The following is a 17,926-nucleotide window of genomic DNA, read 5'->3' as shown; positions in this document are numbered from 1 at the left end:
AAAACCAAAGCCTACTTAAGTTTGGAACTTTTCACAATAATAACGAATCCCATTAGTGAAAAATTTCCATAGATAAAAAAGATATACTGATTTGCATTTCGCTCGTTGACTTAATATGAAACAAGTGTTACATTCTAAATAAAATAGGTGTTTTGTTAATAATCTAATAATCATTCACTTTGATTTGCAACCTTATCAACAACTATACTTTCTCAAGTTTGGACAAGGAAAGAGGTAAGACAATGGAATTAACCAATAAATGGCTTGTTTTATTTTATAAAACACCGTCGGACTCAAGTACCAGCAGGGTATATATCTGGCGACAGATTAAAAAATTAGGTGCACTCTACATGCAGGACGGTGGGGTCATTCTTCCCTACTCCAAGGAAAACATGGTAAGTTTCAAGAAATTAAATGATAAGATTAAGGAATTAAACGGAGATCCTACCATTTTAATCTCTTCGTTTTTTGACAATGAAAAGGAGAACGTTATCATTGAAGAATTTAAGCATACAAGAAACCTTGAATACAAAGAAATCTTGGAACAATGCGGCAAATTTTTTGCAGAAATAAAAAAAGAAACTGAAAAACACAATTTCACTTCGGAAGAACTGGAAGAAATTGAAGAAGAACTCGATAAGTTAAAAAACTGGTATGAAAAAGTAAAGAAAAGGGATTTCTTTCAAGCTTCCATGTCGGGTAGGGTAAACGAAACCTTAGAGGAATGTCAACAAGGGCTTGAAGAGTTTTCCGACAAGGTTTATGAAACCATCGTTATGAACAGAAATTTATAATTATTCTTACGGAGTGAGTTGGGAAACTCGAATCATTTATTATCCAAAGAATTGAGAAAACAGTAAGAGAAAGTCGTACGGCAATGGGGGGTATTTTTTTGTTCAGCTTAAATAATGTTCGATTTAAAAATATTTTAGATATAAAACATCTTAAAGTTCCCAGTAATAAGGTCACGTGTATCGTTGGAGAAAGTGGCAGCGGTAAATCTACGCTTTTGCGGCTCTTAAATAATCTAATTAGTTGTGACAGCGGTGAAATCTCTTTCAATGACCGCCCTTTGTCCACTATTAACTCAGTCGAGTTGAGGCGGACCATCGTTACGCTTTCCCAACAACCGGTAATCTTCCCCGGAACCGTTAAGGATAACCTTCTAATAGGGTTGAAATTCGCCGAAAAGCCCTTGGTTGATGAGGAAAAACTTCGGCAAATCTTAAGAATGGTAAGTTTAAGCAAGGAACTCTACGAAGACAGCGATAAACTGTCCGGCGGTGAAAAACAACGGCTGGCTTTAGCTCGAGTGATCTTACTTGACCCGGAAGTATTTTTACTAGATGAGCCTTCTTCTGCCCTGGATGAAGAAACAGAGCGAATTATCGTTGAAATGTTAGTTGCTTATACAAAGGATACTAATAAAACGTTGATCATGGTTACTCATTCTAAAAAAGTCGCCAAAGATTATTCCGATAACATCATCGAAATTAATCAAGGTAAAGTTGTTAACTATACGGGGGATCAAGTATGAACAGTGTCATCGACCTGCAATTATGGCAGATGATTGCAGCCTATGTCTTTGTGTTAGTATTAATGCTAATCACCAAATTGAAGGGGATTCCCAGAGAAAAGGAAATTCTAATAGCCTCCGTAAGAATGACAATACAGCTTATTCTTACCGGGTATATCTTGGTCTACCTTTTCAACGCACCTTCCCCACTGTACACTATCCTTATCTTAGTGATCATGGAGATTTTTTCTGTCTACAACATTATCAAGAGAACGAAAACAGCAATTTCACCAAAACTTAAGCAAATCATAGCCTTTTCCATGATTGTTGGTACAGTGTCCTGCCTGCTGTATTTTTTGCTTGTAGTAATCCATATCTCCCCTTGGTATGACCCGCAATACTTCATCCCAGTTGCCGGGATGCTTATAGGTAATTCTATGACAGGTATCTCACTAGGAATTAATCGCTTGGTTGATGGAATGCAGAAACAAAAATATTTAGTGGAAGGCGCCTTAATGCTTGGGGCTACGCCAAGAATGGCTGCGAAAGAAATCGTTGATGATGCTTTTGACTCGGCAATCCTGCCTACCATCAATTCCATGGTGGGTATGGGAATTGTCTTCTTACCAGGTATGATGACCGGTCAAATATTATCTGGCATTTCACCCATTACAGCGATAGAATATCAAATTGCGGTTATGCTTGGTATACTCGGGAGTGTGACCCTAACAGTCATTCTATTTGTACAATTAGGTTATAAAACCTTCTTCAACGAACACCAACAGCTTAAAATATGAAAACAATTGAATATCTTTCATATCCCTTAACCAAGAGCCAGCAGAACTTTATCTCAAAAGTCTGCTGGCTCGATTTTTCTTTTACTAACTGTCCATCTCCGTAACATAAAACCTACTAATTTGGTAACTAGCTTGCAGGACTGTTTCTAAAATTTGATCATAGGACATTTTTTGGGAATCATACCGAACAAAAGCTTCCCTATGCGTTAGCTTATAAAACAAAATCCCTTCTAACTGTCCTAGGACTTGTTGCAAACCTATATTGTCCTCTTCTCCCAAAACCAGAGTTATTTCACCGGCAGCCATTACTATCACGCCCTCTTGACTCTGTTGGCTCGATAAAACTTAGCCAATACAATGAAATAAATCATTGAAGCTAACAGGATACTTAAATAATTCACAATTGAAAGTATAGAACTCGGATAATAATTTCCGAATGTGTAAACCCCCAAAACTTGAGAGCCAACTAACGCTCAAACCATAGCCCACTGAGTCGGGAAATAGTCACTTTTACGAAAATAAGTTTTGAAGTAATCAGTCATTAAATATACTGTAAATATAGCCCAACCAATTGCTATGAGGTAAGAAAATGTGACGAAGAAAAAGGATGCTAATTGAATGTCAAAGGAAAACCAGGTCTGCAAGTAGAGCATGATTTTGTAATAACTTATGGCATACAAACAAGTAATGGGCACGACTAAAAAAAATGCGGGTTTTATTTGATTATCCGGCAAATTGCCGGATTTTAGCTGTTGGTAAATCAAATAAACAAGTTTAATAACAAGTAAGAAAGAACCCATACTCAAAGCAAACAGAGTTGCAACAGCTGCGAGGGAGGCAATCACTCTGTTACCGGCCATGGAGGCTATTCCTGCCCCGGTTAAATTGACTAACCCAAAGGCAAAAACGTCAAGCAGCCAGACGAAATTCAACTTTGTGACATCCAACGGCTGGCTTAACCAGCTTTTAAGCAATGTAAATTCCAGTTTGAGCAGAATCAACAACAGAAATCCAAACATGATCAAGCCAGGCAGCATCATTCCTTGGATATTGGCATGTAGTTGCGGAATAAAAAATGCTAAGGGAGCTAAAATCACATTCATAGTCATAGACAGGGAGGCGATGGGAACACAAATGCCTGTATTTCTTGAATGTGGGCCACTCAGAAACTCTTTGTAGCCTTCCTTAGTCGCAAGCCATTGAATAAGGTCTTTTGAAAAAACAACAATTGAAAGTAAGTTGATAATGGTAAAAATCAGCATAATCCCAATTAGAGGAACATACAAGCTGGTTTGCAGTGTTGTCAAACTTGCCCAGGGGATATCTGATAGCTTAATTAATCCTTCTCCATGAGGCACTGCAAACTGCAGATAACTGAAGGCCATGAGTGTGATACCACCGGCACCTAAAGGCACCTGGAAATTAAATGGCGAGAACTTCAAAATGCTTCCTCCCTAATCTCATTCAATTAGTGTGTCCAGGTAATTAATGGTACTTCCGGACCGACTTTTTTTTCGACCGCACTTTTAATACTTTCAAAATGGGGACATGGGAAACCGATTGGGTTTCCTTTGCTCATACAAGAAGCAAAGGTAATAATTTCCGCACCCCTCTCAATCATTAGTTTTGCTCTGGCAACGGCTTTCTTGCCAGGACATCCGCCACAGGATACAAAACCGATGACTTCAACAGGACCTGTTTCGGCGAATGCCAGTTTACCTTCACTGGCAACTTTAAAATCTGTGTTTCCCGGACATAAATCCTCAGTCTGCTGACAACGGATGATTCCGACTTTTGGCATATAACTTCCCTCCAGTTATGCTTTGTTTGTTTGTTTGTTTTGATTTTTGCTTTTGTTAATTGTCAGTGTCCATGTTGTTTATGCTATGTTACCACAGGCGAGGCCATAATGGTTATGCATTGTCATCATAGATATTATGCAATTACAGCATACCTTGATGAATATTCAAAAATCATTACAGAATGATAAAACAAAAAGGCTCACTGTCATTTGAGTGAGCCTTTTGTTCTCTGCCGGGTTTACCCGGGCATCATTTATGGATTAATTTATGAATAACTCCAATAAATAAAAGGGCCGGATGAGGTAAGCGAAAATCTTTAGGATATGTTAAAATGACTGGGTAAGTGCAATTTAGAGGGACCCCTGACAAAGCCCCCTGCTCAAGTTCTTCCTTGATTAAGCTTTCCGGTAAAATACTGCTTCCAAAACCGTTAAGCAGGAAGGTTTTAATTCCTTCTAAGGAGTCAACGGTTACGGCTGCATCGGCAGGAGATTGCTCCTCAGGCAGAAACTCTTTAAACTTAGAAAACAAGTCAGTTAAGGGAGGAAAAAGAAAGGGGGAATATTCAGCCATAACTTCGGCAATTCTGGCGTTATCGGGAAAACTATTCCTTGCCGGGTTCTCCTGTTGATTCCACGCTGTCGTGTGATTGGCCAGGCCCGTAGTTTTCAAGGCGGCTCTGGAGCCGGGTTTCGCCGGAGTGACCAAGAAAAGTCTTTCTTGGTACAGCGGTTCAAGGGTAAGGGGTAAATTATCTGCCGGTTCTGCCCCGCAGAAGAAGGCGAGGTCGATCTCTCCTCCGGCCAGAAGATTATATAAATCGCCATGAGGATGAGAACGAATCTGAAGCTGCAGGCTCGGATAGCGACGGTGAAATTCCCCCGCAAAACGCGGTAAGAAGTAGTTGCTCAAATAACGGTCCGCGGCTACTGTAACCGTTCCCTGGCGCAAATCCCGCAGGTCTTGAATGGTCCGGTTGGCCTGCTCTAAGGTTCTGATAATCTCTTCGGCATAGGCTAAGAGCTTCCGCCCAGGTTCGGTAAGGGAAACATGATTCGCCATCCGGACAAACAGTGGTAAGCCGATTTCCGTTTCCAAGGACGATATCTGCCGGGAGACCGCAGGTTGGCTTAAATATAAGGCTGCGGCAGCTTTAGAAAAACTTTTCCAGCGCGCAACTTCATAAAAGGCTCTTAAATGCTGAATGTCCACACTATACTCCTCCCGCATAGGCTTTCTGATTTCGCTGCATTTCAAGCATACATAAAATTATGATACGCTAAAATAGATAAGGAGGCAAGGCAATTGACAGATCTTAATCGTTCAATCCGTTTAACCAATTATTCTCCCGGATCTGGCTGAGCTTGTAAAATAGGTCCGGAGGACCTAAGCATTCTTTTATCTTATTTGCCCAAACAGAACGTTCCCGGTTTGCTGTCCGGTCTGGATGATGATGCGGCTACTTATAGTGTCAATGAAAATCTAGCCATCGTACAAACTCTGGACTTCATTACCCCGGTCGTTGATGATCCGTATTCTTTCGGAGCTATAGCGGCTGCCAATGCCATCAGTGATATTTACGCCATGGGAGCCCGGCCGATATTTGCTCTGAATATCGTCAGCTTTCCCATTAGGACCATGCCGATGGAAACCTTAGGGGCCATTTTGGCCGGCGGTGCTGCGAAGGCTGGGGAAGCCGGTTTCACCATTGTCGGCGGCCATTCTGTGGATGATGCTTCTCCAAAATATGGTCTTTCCGTAACAGGACTGGTTGATCCGCATAAATTAATCCGCAAAAATGGTGCCCTTGTCGGGGATGCCCTAATCTTGACCAAACCTCTGGGCACCGGAATTCTTGCATCAGGGATTGATGCTGGGATCGTGGAGGATGAGGTAGAAGCCGCTCTTACTGCCGTTATGCTGGAACTTAACCTCAAAGCAGCCCAAGTTATGCAGGCCTTTCCTGTTCATGCCTGCACGGACGTTTCGGGATTTGGTTTACTGGGCCATCTCAGAGAAATGTTAAATCCGGATTTATCTGCACAGCTTGACTATGACAAGCTGCCGATTTTACCCCAGGTTTGGGATGTTCTTAAATATGGCGGAATTTCCGGCGGGACTCATTCTAATGCTCGCTATTTAGGAGACCAAGTCCAATGGGAAGAAAAAATAACGTTTTTTGAGCAAATGGTTTTATTTGATGCCCAAACCTCCGGAGGCTTACTCATGGCCGTTCCGGCAGAGGCGGCTGATTCGATGATCTCTGAGTTGAACCGGGCCGGGACTCTTGCTGCAAATATCATAGGCTATATCGGTAAACGAACAGATTTTCCAATTAAGGTTCGAAGGGGTTTGGGAAGTGAAAACCCCTTTTAGCTATCCAATACAAGTACTAGATTAGAGTGAAGAAGACGCGGATGTTTATCTGCGTCTTCTTCCTATTTATTCCACTAGTAAACACTACCCATTCTCTAAGAATCACTATATATCTGAACCAGGGTTAACCTCCTGAACTATATTCATGAGAAACAGTTTCAGATTCCCTTAGAATGCTTTAAGGATTCTTGGTCTCGTCTTTAGCCCAATACGGGATAAGCCCCCACCGAATATATTATGCCAAGTTAATAATTACCTTTATGTTACTTCTTGGGTTCGATAAAGAATTATGACAATAACACCAGTGTTCTAAACACAAAACGCTGTTGCTATTAAAATCTTCCTGGGTGGTATCAGAATAATGTTTAACAAAAAGTCCTTTATAATTTCTTCTCAAGTAAATTAAATAATCCTTTTCTCCACTTTACTTCTCCAACCTTTTGATATCCGAGAGTCTGATACATTTTTAAGGCATATGGATTTAGAGAATACGTGTCTAATCTTATAGATTGAATTCCCTCTGTCTTCAATATCTCCTCTATCTTTATCATAGTTTCTTTCCCAAATTTTTTATTTTGGTAGATTGGGTTAACACACAGTCGATGTACAACAGCAAACTTGTCATTGTCATATCTCCAGTTGCCATACTTATACTCTTCTTCACATTCATTATTAATCACTAAAGCTGAAGCTATTTCGCCATCTTTAATTCCAACATACATTTGTCCATTTAATACGTCTTGTTCGAGATCTGTCGTAGTCGGGTAAAGGTCATCCCATTGGTTAATATTGTTGTCGTTCATTACCTTAATAGCATTCTTAAATATTTCTATGATTATATTTAAATCCTCATACTCTGCTTTTCTGATTAGCAAACCGACACTCCCTCTCATATATAGAAAACAAGCAATCTTTCCTACGCTTAATCCTACTATGGTCAGATTATTATTCGCCTAAAAACATGTATTTACCTTTATTTTGCTCCTTGAGTCCGATAACTGTTGGTCATTCCCTCGATATCCATATCGATGATAAATTGTGCCCGTTCCTCCTTTGGGATACCTAATAGAAGCACCGCCTGGCTGTAGTTCAAATTCGGATCCGGATCCGAATTTGAATATGAACTTTCTTGGACAAACATTTAGTAGAGTTTTGTCGAAAAAACGACAAATGATTTGTCAAATTAACGACAGTAATGCTGAAGGTAATGTGCTATTTTTTATTATAGAGTCAAAGCCTTATAATTGGGCGGTTTATGTGGATGCAGTGGTTAGTAATGCTGATATTTAGCTGGTCATAGATAGGAAATTCATATGGAGATTCAGATACACTTAGGATTAATACTGGATGAAATTATCAGTGTTTGGATTAGCTTACTGCGAAGGGAGATCATATTATGGATGAACGCTTGCTTGTATTTCAAGAAGTAGCTAAAACTAACAATATTTCGTTATCTGCTAAGAAACTTCATATAAGTCAACCATCCGTTACTGTACAAATCAAGAGTCTTGAAAAAGAATATGGTGCAGAATTTTTTAATAGATCAAATAAAGGCGTAAGTTTAACAAAAGAGGGCAAAGTCTTCTACGGTTATGTTCAAAGTGTTCTGGATACCTTAACGTCTGCCAAAGAGGCGATAGAAGCTCTAACTAAGAATCAGAAAAAAATAATCAGTCTCGGCGCAACCTTGACGATCGGCGAATATATACTTCCGCATCTTATAACATTTTTGCACAGAATTCATCCGGAAGTTGAGTTTAAGGTTAAAATCGCCAATACTGAATCCATATCCCAAGATATCTTAGAGAAAAAAATGCATATTGGCTTGATTGAGGGGCCAGTGGGCAAGAACAAAAATCTAAATGTTGAAAGTTTCTGGGAAGATCAGTTGGTAGTTGTTATACCTAATTTCCATCCCTGGGCAGCGAGAAAAACTATTAGACTCGATGAACTCTTGAACGAGCGCATCTTGACCCGAGAAGAGGGTTCTGGAACTCGTAAGGTGATGGAGATTATGCTAAAGCAGAGCGGACTTGATCCTGCGCAGTTAAATATAGCAATGGAGTTAGGAAGTACTCAAGCGATCAAACATGCCGTAGCTGCCGGACTAGGTATAACCATCATTTCCGCCTTAACTGTCAGCAAAGAAAGTGATCAAAAAGTTTTTAAGACATTACAAATGGAAGACAGCCCCCTTTATCGCCCCCTTAATATTCTCACAGATGCCCGCATTAAGAAAACTAAAGAGGAGAATATCTTAATCAACCTGTTAACTAATCGTGATTTGATTCAGAGAATTTTAGGTAAAGATGATTATGACATAGCGGAACCGGTCATTAAACCACGTTTAATTGCGTCTAAATAGAAAATGTAAATTGTTAAAACTTATTAGCTTTGAATCATAAATAATTTAATCTGACCAGGCTCTATATGCCTGGTCTATTATTTTTGTTTAGGACTGAATCTTCCCTTTCGATGTCGCTTATTTTATCCCGCTTAATAATGGCCGGGAAAACATATTTCCTCTTCATCATCCACCATTCCTTACTGCCCATCTTCGCCGGGACAAGCTTGTCTGCTCCACGTCTCATCCTTAAGCCACACATTCAAAAGATCGTAAACTTTATTCTTATAAGTGATATACGTCTCCTTATCATTGGGGGCGATTTGGAGAAGCTCATGCTTTACTTCCTTAATGGTTTTATCCAGGTTTTCACAGAGGAAGGCGATATGGTTGGCCCTGACCTTGAGCGAGGTATTAATGAAGTTCGTTTTCATCCTCTCGTAGCCCTTGGCGGATGAGCTTTGTTGGAGGGATTCCAGCGAATCCTTCAGCTGCCTGGCCGTTTGATCGAGTTCCGCTTTGGACGTTTTGACGTTCTCCAATTGGACCTTCAGATTGGCAAGCTCCCTAGTCAGCTCGGTGATGATACTGCTTTGGTCTTCCACTGCCTTCTGGAGGTACTCGTTCTCCTGCAGGGCTTGTTTCTTTTCCAGCAAGGCCCGGTCTTTTTCTTGCAGGGTCTGCGTTCGTTCATTGACCGCTTGCCTGAGTTCCTGTTTGGTCATTCCCTCGATATCCATATCAATGATGAATTGTGCCCGTTCCTCCTTTGGGATCCCTAAAAGAAGCACCGCCTGGCTGTAGTTCAAATTCGGATCCGGATCCGAATTTGAGGAGGTAGGCTGTCCGTCTCCGTACTCTTTGAAGATACGCATCAGTTTATTGGCCCTGCTCTGGGAGAAATCCACCGACTCCTCCAGCCACTTGCCCCACTCTCCATACTTGAGCAGGGCCTTGGCCTCCGTCAGCCGCCTTCCGATCTCGACGGCGGCGGCCAGGTAGACCCTCTCAGCCTGGTATTTGATCAGGTTAATTTCAGCCGCGATTACCTGGGTGGTGCGTCCGCTGATGACATCAGTTACTGAATCAGTCACGATATCCACACCTCCTTGGGGCTAATTTCACTCATAGGATATGTAGCCAGGCTTAAGAGTGTGACAACCTCAGTCGTCAGGCTTTTTAATCTAAAGAAGTACCCCGCTGTTTGTTGGAGACAGCAGGGTACTACCCTTTTTAGAATCTTTTTAATGTCCCCAAGCCTGTAGCAGGCTGTCAATCATTCTCATAGTATATTGGGACAAGAGTGAACAAGCTCAGCTTGTCAAACTGCTGAAGGGAGGGATAAACTATGGCGGTGACAGAGATATCTTTGGATTCGATATTGACAACAAAATACCAAACCGGGACTACGCCGGCAGGCGGCCCGGAGATCCGAAAGAAAAGCTTGAATTATGTCAAGCCTACAGCCACGAGTCAAGACATCTATGATGTTGCAGCGGCTCTATCAAGTCTGAGCCAGTATCCGCTGCTGAATGTTGTGCTCGGCAAAAACTGGGAGCTTACTAATGAATAAGCAGCGGGAAAGTCTGCTGAAAGACCAGCTATGAAAAGTCAAAGTAAATCATTAGGAGGTGATTCAAATGGCGATTATTACAAGCAAGGTGTTAAAGCTAACTTTTCTTACAACCGGCGGCAAATCCTTCGTTATATCCGTCGCACAGCCGAGGGAGAACCTGACGCTGCCTGAGGCCCAGGCTGTGATGGAAACGGTTATAGCAAAGAATGTTTTTAACAGTCCCAGCGGCGAACTTGCTGCGATACGGGATATTAGGGTGGTTGACATGACTACGAACGATCTCTATGATCCGCCGGTGACGTAAGCAATTTCCCACAGAAAAGGAGCGCCTTTTAAACTGCTCTCAGTTCTTTAGGCGCCTCCTTGTTTTATCTTCATTCCCAGACATTGGAATATATAATTTCCCTTTATTAACTGGAACCAAGCAGTTAGACAAAGAAAGCTATAGTGTTCGGTTTTCAGGCGAATATTATCGTTAACAATTCTTCAAAACAATCAATCACATAATCATATTCTTCAACCTTACCAAAGCCATATCTTGCATATACAAACGGAATTTCCGCCACTTTGGCTGACTGGGCATCTCCCATAGTATCTCCTACATAAATAGGTTTTTTCAGTTCATTTCTTGCTATGAGGATTTTATTGGTTTCCCCTTTCGACAGCCCTGTTACACCCCAACATTCAAAATCACCGAAGTATTTATTTAAGCTGTGGGCCTTAAAGAAGGCTTGGATATAGCCATCCTGACAATTACTGACTATGAACAATTTGTATTTTTGAGCTAACTTTTCAAGGGTTTCTTCTAATTTAGGGAATAACATTCCGCCATGTTCCTCTAAATGAGCTTGTTCTGTTTCACAGAATTCTTTCATTAATTTCTTTTGATCATCTTCATCTAATTCCGGGAACAACTTTTTACCTATTTCGTCCATTGGCAGCCCCATGCAATCCTGCATATCTTCTGGTGTTACTGCTTTTGTAATCTTGGGATAGTTGGCTAAGACCGTTTGCCAGGCCTCACAAATACCTGCTATGGAATTCCAAAGAGTGCCGTCTAAATCAAAAATAATACTATCAATCTCCATTATCTTACCATCCTTTTAATTGTTACCGATCCAATATGTTTGCTTTGCAGAAGAATAACGTCTCCGCTGGCCATAAGTATCTAAAGATATTGTCGCCTGAGCCTGGCACTCTCTAGATATAGGGAGATCCCACAGAAGCCATATGGGTTGTCAAACTTTTTTGCTTAAATCTATATATGAAGTGGCAATTACCAAAGCAATAGCACCCTATGAATATCAGAGAAGCAATACTTTTGATTTCATTAAATCTCCTTGCTTATGGCAATTGTTAATTAAATTATTATTAACATGTTCTATCATATTACGGATTTTTTGGGTAATCAAGATGACGAGTTATTTATAAATTCGTAGTATGTCAATGTTGCCCCATTGCATCCGGTGCTTTATGGATTTCATTGTCGAGCAGTATGGGAGGACTTTAGAGGAATTTGTGGAAAAAAATAAGCGGCCTGGGCATCGTACGCGTGTACGATGCTCAGGCCGCTTATTTCGCGTAAACATTCAGTCCCGGACTATTATGGAACTTCGAGCCAGATTTGTATTGGGTCATTTTTTTGTACGAACACTTATTTAACATCACAATATTTAAAAACCGTTTTAGAAATATCTGTTATCATTCTTATTTCTTGCTGGCTGTGATCGCGCAGTAGGTAAGTCAATTCATCAAGTTCTGGATTTTCTCTCGGCGAGGCACTAACCAAATAATCTAAGCTGGCACCTAAAACTTTAGCAATTTCAATTAAAGTTACAAGGCTTAATTTTCGTTCTCCCCGCTCAATTTGCCCAAGAAATGAGGCGGAAATATTCGCTTTTTCAGCTAGCACTTCCTGAGTCAATCCTTTATCTAATCGTTCCCGTTTTATTCGTTCTCCAATTATGCCGTAATCCACTAATCACAACCCCTTTAATAGTAACTATAAAGGTTAGCTTATGCTTAATTAACACTCTATAAGCGTTAAAAAATATTGCCATAAGCTGTATTTTGTCTTATACTGTTAATATCGTGATAAGATTCTACATTTCGGGCAATTAAACCTGATTATAAAGGAAGAATAATAATGCTGGTAGCAATTTACGCTAGGTCGGCTAACGAGGATGATATCATCATGCAAGTTGAGAATTGTAGGCGATATATCCTAGAAAATTGGAATCTAACAACACAAATAAATAAAACAATTTACCGAAATTGTGGAAGGCCCACAAAACCTTGCGAACTGTTTGGAATTACAAAAGCTACTCAAAGAAGCCAATTACCTTGATGCTGTGGTGGTCTTCCATCCCTTTAGCTTCTTCTCTCATATTATTAACGAATTTATAATTATTTATAAAATAATTGGGAGGCGTAAAATTCATTATGCAATCAACCTTCCAACTGATAATTAAATAAGATTACTGTCTTATCCGGCTAAAATTTACAACAATACCGGTAGTCCTAGCGGGTTTGAGGATCGTTACAAAGGCTTTATCCGCTGTTACACCTAGAATTTGCAGCGGGTAAAATCACAGGTTTGTACTTCTTTATCAATAGGAAATCGCAAGCTTTTAGCAGAAAATTAGCCCCATTTGGCAAACCAAATCGGGGCTAATTATATTTTTTAAATTACACTAATCAACATCTTTTTCAATAACAATATATGCTTGTCCAGTGTTTATGCTTTCGCCTAAAGCACATGCAGATATATGCTTAACTTTCCAGCCTTCTTCTAAATGCCTGTTTACGATATCCAAACCGTCATCTTCTTTTGCACCTATCATTTTTCCATTACTTCTAACCCATATAACCTTTTCCATTATCAAACTCTCCTCTTGTATAATTAATTAAGATGTGCAATTACACATAATCCGACTAATACGCAATATATAATCAGTATAACATACCCATCTACTTATAGTGGATTAACCTCTTTCCAGCAGGATTTCAGCACATTTCTAGCAGACAAAATAGCAGATTTTCAGCGTACTTCTAGCAGCAAAATAATTATTCTTTTGCGGATGAAGTGCTAATATAATGCGCATTTTGTACTAACCATATAACGATATAAGAAGTCAGATTTCCTGTACGCTAAGGAATTCTGACTTCTTATATTTACTAAATACCCATAAAAACTGGTTTTAAATCTATTGCGAGATCGGGGAAGATAGTTACTGCAATTTGGTCTTCTTCTGAATATACATCCGGGCCTACCGTATTTATTGTTGTCTTGCAGCAAGAATACGCTCACGATCTTTTGTTCAGGTTCAATAATCCAGTATTCTTTCACGCCGACCTTTTATATTTGTTGAACTACGTTATTTTATCCGTTCTTGCAGTTGAAGGCGAGGTTATTTCGATGATTAACTCTTGTACTCCAAAATAACCTGTTTTTCTAAGTTTGCATTTATCACAAATCACAACGATATCTGGCTGGGAGATAACGTTAGAAATTTTATCATCACTTTCATTAGTTTCAGGAATACAAAGGTCAAATGGAGCAGCAAAAACCTGACAAGGCTTGCCTTTAAGGTATTTATTGTGCCGTATCGAACAGCGGGGTGACAGGACAAGGTAAGCGGAGAGCAGCATTGGGCGGAATTGCTGTCAATATCTAAAACAAGCGCAAAGTCCAGGTTCATTCATAATATTGTGGTTATAAAACAAACAATGTATCGATTATGAAAATGCGTTGCCTCCCTTGTTAAATAGAAGGAAACACCGCACTCAAATCTACCATTAAATCTGGAAATATTGATACATTAATTGTTTCCTCTTCTGTGTATATTTCTGGCCTACCATACCTACCGTTACTTTGCAATATGAATACACTTACAAGCTTACCTTCAGGCTCTACAATCCAGTATTCCACAACTCCAGCTTTTTCATATTGATTAAACTTGGTAACCCTGTCATGTTTAATCGAAGATGGAGAAATAATTTCAATTATCAAGTCGGGTATACCCTTACAGCCTTGTTTATCAATTTTAGATTGGTCACATACAACAGTAATGTCAGGCTCAAAAACATTCTTAATGTCTTCGTCTTCCTTTTCGTCACCCTTAATTAACCTAACAGAGAATGGTGCTGCATAAACTTTACAGGGTTTTCCCTTTAAGTAGACTGAAATCTGAGTAGATAAATTCATTGATATCTCCTGATGTTCTGGTGAAGGGGTTGCTTGCATATACGGAACACCATCAATAATTTCTACTCTTTCATCTTCAGGCCATGCTAGGTAGTCTGCATACGTGTATTGTCTTTCTTCTTGGGATATTGGCATAATAGCACTCTCCTTTATTCAAGATAACAATCTTCTGTACATAGCCATTGAGGAATCCTGTTAAAATTATTTACTTCATCATATACGATATTTTATAATAATCATGTTAAAGATCATCACCTGTCGGAATTGACAGGCCTTTGTTCTTCATGAGCGATTAACGTCTAAGTCATGCAAAGATACTCAACCATATTATACCATTAATTGACATGCTGATAAAGGAACGTCTTCAGCAATTTTTATATTGGATGGGAAATGATTTCTTGGACGCCTATAATTGAAAGTTACCGAACAATTGAAGAAATCATGCGAACCTCCATAGGGATGCTAGAATCCTAATTAGAATGGGCCAGACTCACAAGTGTGATCATACAGATTGTCTGATTTTAAACTTCAAAACAATCGAAATTGTAGTTGTTTATTTGATTTACTCTTTCTGTCCGTTATTTTTTCACCCTCTGCTATTGAACCGATAAGAATTTGACCTTCTAGCTTGTGGGAGTTATAACGCCACAGAGTGGTATCCGGACTGTTATTAGCGTAACAATAAACACAGCCATTGGGGCAGGTGTTATAGGCCCCGATATCAATGCTTTCCATACAGCCGCAGCCGTGACGCTGATTCTTATCGGGTGAAATATTTAAACCACAGCCGCAAACTTTTTCTAGCATAGATCGGTCAATACAGCTTGCCTTTTCGATTCCATAAAGTGTCAGGTCTGTTTTTTCAGAACAGGCCTTTGCTGTAAGTCCGTAGGCCTTGGCGGTTTTCCCGATAAAGCCGGCAAGTTCAGCTTTCTCTTCATCAGTAATTTCACGGATAAGTGATGTTTTTAGTTTACGATAGACTTGAACAAAGCTGATGGTAACACTTTCAGTGAAGGGTGCAAGTTTTTGGCAAAGCCGTTCAAATTTTAATTTATGATAATCTATGGTTAACATAGCATTGAGCACAATTGGGTCATATCGCCACAACACTCGCTCTTTGCCAATTTGTTGGGAAAGCTCAATAAAGGTGTCCTCAATAGACAGTTTATCGCGCAGATTTTGCTCTATAGTGCGGTCATAAGGTGTCAGCGTAAACTGAAAATAGTATTTGTATCCCATCTCATCAATAAGTTTAAGTGAACTGAGGATATTTTCTGCATCCTTTGTCCAGAATACTAGGCAGTCAACCACCTCGGGATTAAGCGGCAGGCACGAAATCTGTGCGTTGTTCCTCGGGTTTCTGGTAACTATAAATCCTGCTTTCAAGCGGTTTATAAACCATTCTGAATAATAACAGGGAATATCTGTTCGCCGGGACGCTGAAACTATCATTAAACATCACTCCCATCACAACACTGAAAACTCAACTATGATTATAATTTCTAAAACTTGATTCATTCTTTTAAATAATACAAGGCTGGAGGTAGATTTGACAACAATACGAGCCTGCTCAATTGCTGGCTTTCTATACCGTGAAATAAGCGGCCAATCCGATAATCCTACAATTATACGATTATCGGGCTGGCCGCTTATTTCGCTTAAGGAATCGATCCCGGACTTATATGCTCTCACGCCTGATTTGTACTTAGCCAATAATCTATCTTTAAATTTTATAAGTATTGTCTAACACTATCAATAGTGATACTTTGAATCAACTGTGGTATACTACAATCAAAGAGGAGTCATGTTAGTAGCATGACTCCAATGTAACAGCCGCTTAAAGAGCGGTCGGCTTCAAAAGTGCGGAATAGACCGAACCTTTGCTGTGAGGCGGTCTATTTCCGTTTATGGAATGAAAGTATTAACACTACCAATGTTGCAAATGAAATCATCAGCATCAAAGTCTGGTATACTTCCATGGCATCACCTCCCTTCGGAGGAATGCCGACCGCCCTCAAGCCTTTTTCTGTTACAAATAAATTATAGCATACAAGCACTCAATTTTGGGTGCTTTTTATTATGTCTAAGTGGTTTAAGAATTATCTTATGCTATTGATGATTTATGAATCTCTGATGCTAAGATTATCACAAGCATAACTGAAAAAAGTATACCCCATAAAACCCTGTATCTTTCCGTTTTAATTACTTATTACTTCCCTTTCATCATTTTTATTAGAAATTAGTGCATCGATTAGCGTCTCCTCGTAGGCTTTCATGCCCGATTGGGTCAGATGAACACCGTCTGGATAAAAATAATCCTCATGGCCACTACTGATCAAATGCCAATCTATCAGCTTAGTATTTGGGTATGACTCCGCTGCCTTTGTCAGGGTCTCATTTACTACTGATTCCCAGGGCTTCGGGACACGTGTATTCACCAGCAAGATTTTTTCAGTACTTTGCAGGGAGTCTAAGGTGTTCATTAACTCTTTTTCTGTGAACGAACCGTTTGTTCCTAATTAAATAATTACAATTTTTCCGAGCTTACCTTCTTTTTGGAGACTGGAAATGAGATCCGGAGCCTGATACATCTGCCTGCCGAGTTGCGCGTCGATTATAATACCAGGCAGGCGATTATGCAAAACAGGCTCTACATTGATCATTATGGAATCTCCAATGATCGTAATATCATCCCCATTGATAGCATTTTTCTTATCTGTTGCCTTAGATCCCATGAACGCAATGGGCCGTAGCGGAAGTCAAAGCGACAGCTATTGTTCCCCCGATAATCCATTTGCGCTGACGAAAACAACGTAGCCCCATTACTAAAAGAAGAGGCCAGAATAGATAAAACTGTTCTTCTACCGCCAAAGACCAGAGGTGTCCCAGAGGAGACCATGGGAAAACTGGGACTGAAACTGAAAGCCGCTATTATACAGGAGCCAATGAGGGCGAATACCGTAAACATTGAAGCAGAGTTGTTCCACTATAGTCAGATTGGTAAATCGGATGATATCATGATAGCTAAGAATGCATATATCTAGATGTCTAAATGTATATTATGAGCATTGCACCTGTCGTTGCCCTAAAGGATCAACTTGTCATTCATAACAATTAATTAATCAACCTTATCTCTAGGCACTGTCTTTTTTAATATGCAAATTTGTCTTAATCCCTGTAGGATATTTTGTGAGCGTCCCCACCATGTTAGTCGCTATCTTTAAAGGCTCTTTCCTGTTTGCTTCCTTCTTCACCGGGTCTACTCTGTTTAAGTCAACGAGAGTTTTCAACGCCCTGCTCGGTGA

The 17,926-nt window shown here is 39.9% G+C and carries 21 protein-coding genes and 3 pseudogenes; 9 read left to right on the top strand and 15 right to left on the bottom strand.

Annotated features, from left to right (window positions below; genetic code table 11):
* Window positions 1-242 precede the first annotated feature (242 nt).
* From M8E35_RS02385 to M8E35_RS02375, 3 genes are all read left to right on the top strand, one after another.
* A complete protein-coding gene (locus tag M8E35_RS02385) occupies window positions 243-794 on the top strand; it encodes a Chromate resistance protein ChrB (RefSeq protein WP_252467142.1) in 552 nt (183 codons plus the stop codon).
* A gap of 98 nt (window positions 795-892) precedes the next feature.
* Window positions 893-1,537 carry an ABC transporter ATP-binding protein gene (locus M8E35_RS02380; protein ID WP_252467141.1) on the top strand — a complete coding sequence of 215 codons (645 nt, stop codon included), beginning with the start codon at window positions 893-895 and terminating at the stop codon, window positions 1,535-1,537.
* A complete protein-coding gene (locus M8E35_RS02375; protein WP_252467140.1) occupies window positions 1,534-2,313 on the top strand; it encodes an ABC transporter permease in 780 nt (259 codons plus the stop codon). Before M8E35_RS02380 ends, M8E35_RS02375 begins: the two co-directional genes overlap by 4 nt.
* A gap of 84 nt (window positions 2,314-2,397) precedes the next feature.
* Here M8E35_RS02375 and M8E35_RS02370 read toward each other — a convergent pair whose 3' ends face one another.
* The 4 genes from M8E35_RS02370 to M8E35_RS02355 form a co-directional block, all read right to left on the bottom strand.
* Window positions 2,398-2,619, bottom strand: a complete 222-nt coding sequence (locus M8E35_RS02370) for a hypothetical protein (protein WP_252467139.1) — start codon at window positions 2,617-2,619, stop codon at window positions 2,398-2,400.
* A gap of 5 nt (window positions 2,620-2,624) precedes the next feature.
* Complete coding sequence (gene tsoY, locus M8E35_RS02365) at window positions 2,625-3,755, bottom strand: selenoprotein TsoY (protein ID WP_376797699.1); 1,131 nt, start codon at window positions 3,753-3,755, stop codon at window positions 2,625-2,627.
* A 26-nt stretch (window positions 3,756-3,781) separates the two neighbouring features.
* Window positions 3,782-4,114, bottom strand: coding sequence for a CGGC domain-containing protein (locus tag M8E35_RS02360; RefSeq protein ID WP_034596872.1), 333 nt, complete (start codon window positions 4,112-4,114; stop codon window positions 3,782-3,784).
* 250 nt (window positions 4,115-4,364) lie between these two features.
* On the bottom strand, window positions 4,365-5,327 hold the full coding sequence (locus tag M8E35_RS02355; protein WP_252467137.1) for a LysR family transcriptional regulator: 963 nt from the start codon (window positions 5,325-5,327) through the stop codon (window positions 4,365-4,367).
* Between the two features lie 159 nt (window positions 5,328-5,486).
* Between M8E35_RS02355 and selD the strand changes: the two genes are divergently transcribed.
* Entirely contained in the window at window positions 5,487-6,491 is a 1,005-nt protein-coding gene (selD, locus tag M8E35_RS02350; RefSeq protein ID WP_309446440.1) for a selenide, water dikinase SelD, read from the top strand.
* Window positions 6,492-6,871: 380 nt separating this feature from the next.
* On the opposite strand, the gene M8E35_RS02345 is transcribed toward selD, so the two are convergent.
* Window positions 6,872-7,366, bottom strand: coding sequence for a GNAT family N-acetyltransferase (locus M8E35_RS02345; RefSeq protein ID WP_252467135.1), 495 nt, complete (start codon window positions 7,364-7,366; stop codon window positions 6,872-6,874).
* Between the two features lie 101 nt (window positions 7,367-7,467).
* Window positions 7,468-7,608, bottom strand: a pseudogene (locus tag M8E35_RS02340) (DUF3102 domain-containing protein); the annotation flags it as partial.
* A 279-nt stretch (window positions 7,609-7,887) separates the two neighbouring features.
* On the opposite strand from M8E35_RS02340, the gene M8E35_RS02335 reads away from it, so the two are divergent.
* A complete protein-coding gene (locus tag M8E35_RS02335; RefSeq protein ID WP_252467134.1) occupies window positions 7,888-8,856 on the top strand; it encodes a LysR family transcriptional regulator in 969 nt (322 codons plus the stop codon).
* Between the two features lie 179 nt (window positions 8,857-9,035).
* Here the strand turns inward: M8E35_RS02335 and M8E35_RS02330 are convergent, their stop codons facing one another.
* Window positions 9,036-9,929 carry a DUF3102 domain-containing protein gene (locus M8E35_RS02330; RefSeq protein ID WP_252467133.1) on the bottom strand — a complete coding sequence of 298 codons (894 nt, stop codon included), beginning with the start codon at window positions 9,927-9,929 and terminating at the stop codon, window positions 9,036-9,038.
* A 254-nt stretch (window positions 9,930-10,183) separates the two neighbouring features.
* Between M8E35_RS02330 and M8E35_RS02325 the strand changes: the two genes are divergently transcribed.
* Entirely contained in the window at window positions 10,184-10,408 is a 225-nt protein-coding gene (locus M8E35_RS02325) for a DUF1659 domain-containing protein (RefSeq protein WP_252467132.1), read from the top strand.
* Between the two features lie 67 nt (window positions 10,409-10,475).
* On the top strand, window positions 10,476-10,715 hold the full coding sequence (locus M8E35_RS02320) for a DUF2922 domain-containing protein (RefSeq protein ID WP_252467130.1): 240 nt from the start codon (window positions 10,476-10,478) through the stop codon (window positions 10,713-10,715).
* A gap of 154 nt (window positions 10,716-10,869) precedes the next feature.
* Here the strand turns inward: M8E35_RS02320 and M8E35_RS02315 are convergent, their stop codons facing one another.
* From M8E35_RS02315 to M8E35_RS02295, 5 genes are all read right to left on the bottom strand, one after another.
* Window positions 10,870-11,499, bottom strand: a complete 630-nt coding sequence (locus M8E35_RS02315) for an HAD family hydrolase (protein ID WP_252467128.1) — start codon at window positions 11,497-11,499, stop codon at window positions 10,870-10,872.
* Window positions 11,500-12,065: 566 nt separating this feature from the next.
* Window positions 12,066-12,389: a helix-turn-helix domain-containing protein gene (locus M8E35_RS02310; RefSeq protein WP_252467127.1), complete on the bottom strand. Its 324-nt coding sequence runs from the start codon at window positions 12,387-12,389 to the stop codon at window positions 12,066-12,068.
* A gap of 715 nt (window positions 12,390-13,104) precedes the next feature.
* Window positions 13,105-13,290, bottom strand: a complete 186-nt coding sequence (locus M8E35_RS02305; RefSeq protein ID WP_252467126.1) for a hypothetical protein — start codon at window positions 13,288-13,290, stop codon at window positions 13,105-13,107.
* 884 nt (window positions 13,291-14,174) lie between these two features.
* Entirely contained in the window at window positions 14,175-14,753 is a 579-nt protein-coding gene (locus M8E35_RS02300) for a Uma2 family endonuclease (RefSeq protein ID WP_252467125.1), read from the bottom strand.
* 393 nt (window positions 14,754-15,146) lie between these two features.
* Window positions 15,147-16,073, bottom strand: a complete 927-nt coding sequence (locus tag M8E35_RS02295) for a DUF1848 domain-containing protein (protein ID WP_252467124.1) — start codon at window positions 16,071-16,073, stop codon at window positions 15,147-15,149.
* 97 nt (window positions 16,074-16,170) lie between these two features.
* Between M8E35_RS02295 and M8E35_RS02290 the strand changes: the two genes are divergently transcribed.
* Window positions 16,171-16,368, top strand: a complete 198-nt coding sequence (locus tag M8E35_RS02290) for a hypothetical protein (RefSeq protein WP_252467123.1) — start codon at window positions 16,171-16,173, stop codon at window positions 16,366-16,368.
* A 148-nt stretch (window positions 16,369-16,516) separates the two neighbouring features.
* Here the strand turns inward: M8E35_RS02290 and M8E35_RS26830 are convergent, their stop codons facing one another.
* A complete protein-coding gene (locus M8E35_RS26830) occupies window positions 16,517-16,600 on the bottom strand; it encodes a putative holin-like toxin (RefSeq protein ID WP_366557028.1) in 84 nt (27 codons plus the stop codon).
* A gap of 219 nt (window positions 16,601-16,819) precedes the next feature.
* Window positions 16,820-17,344: pseudogene (locus M8E35_RS26825) on the bottom strand (SGNH/GDSL hydrolase family protein); the annotation flags it as partial.
* A 174-nt stretch (window positions 17,345-17,518) separates the two neighbouring features.
* Here M8E35_RS26825 and M8E35_RS02275 point away from each other — a divergent pair.
* Complete coding sequence (locus tag M8E35_RS02275) at window positions 17,519-17,665, top strand: hypothetical protein (RefSeq protein WP_252467120.1); 147 nt, start codon at window positions 17,519-17,521, stop codon at window positions 17,663-17,665.
* 90 nt (window positions 17,666-17,755) lie between these two features.
* Here M8E35_RS02275 and M8E35_RS27155 read toward each other — a convergent pair.
* A pseudogene (locus M8E35_RS27155) lies at window positions 17,756-17,911 on the bottom strand (DUF3102 domain-containing protein); the annotation flags it as partial.
* Between the last annotated feature and the right edge of the window lie 15 nt (window positions 17,912-17,926).

The organism is Desulfosporosinus nitroreducens (assembly GCF_023897015.1).
Taxonomy (GTDB): domain Bacteria; phylum Bacillota; class Desulfitobacteriia; order Desulfitobacteriales; family Desulfitobacteriaceae; genus Desulfosporosinus; species Desulfosporosinus nitroreducens.
This window is presented reverse-complemented; position numbering and strand designations above follow the sequence as displayed.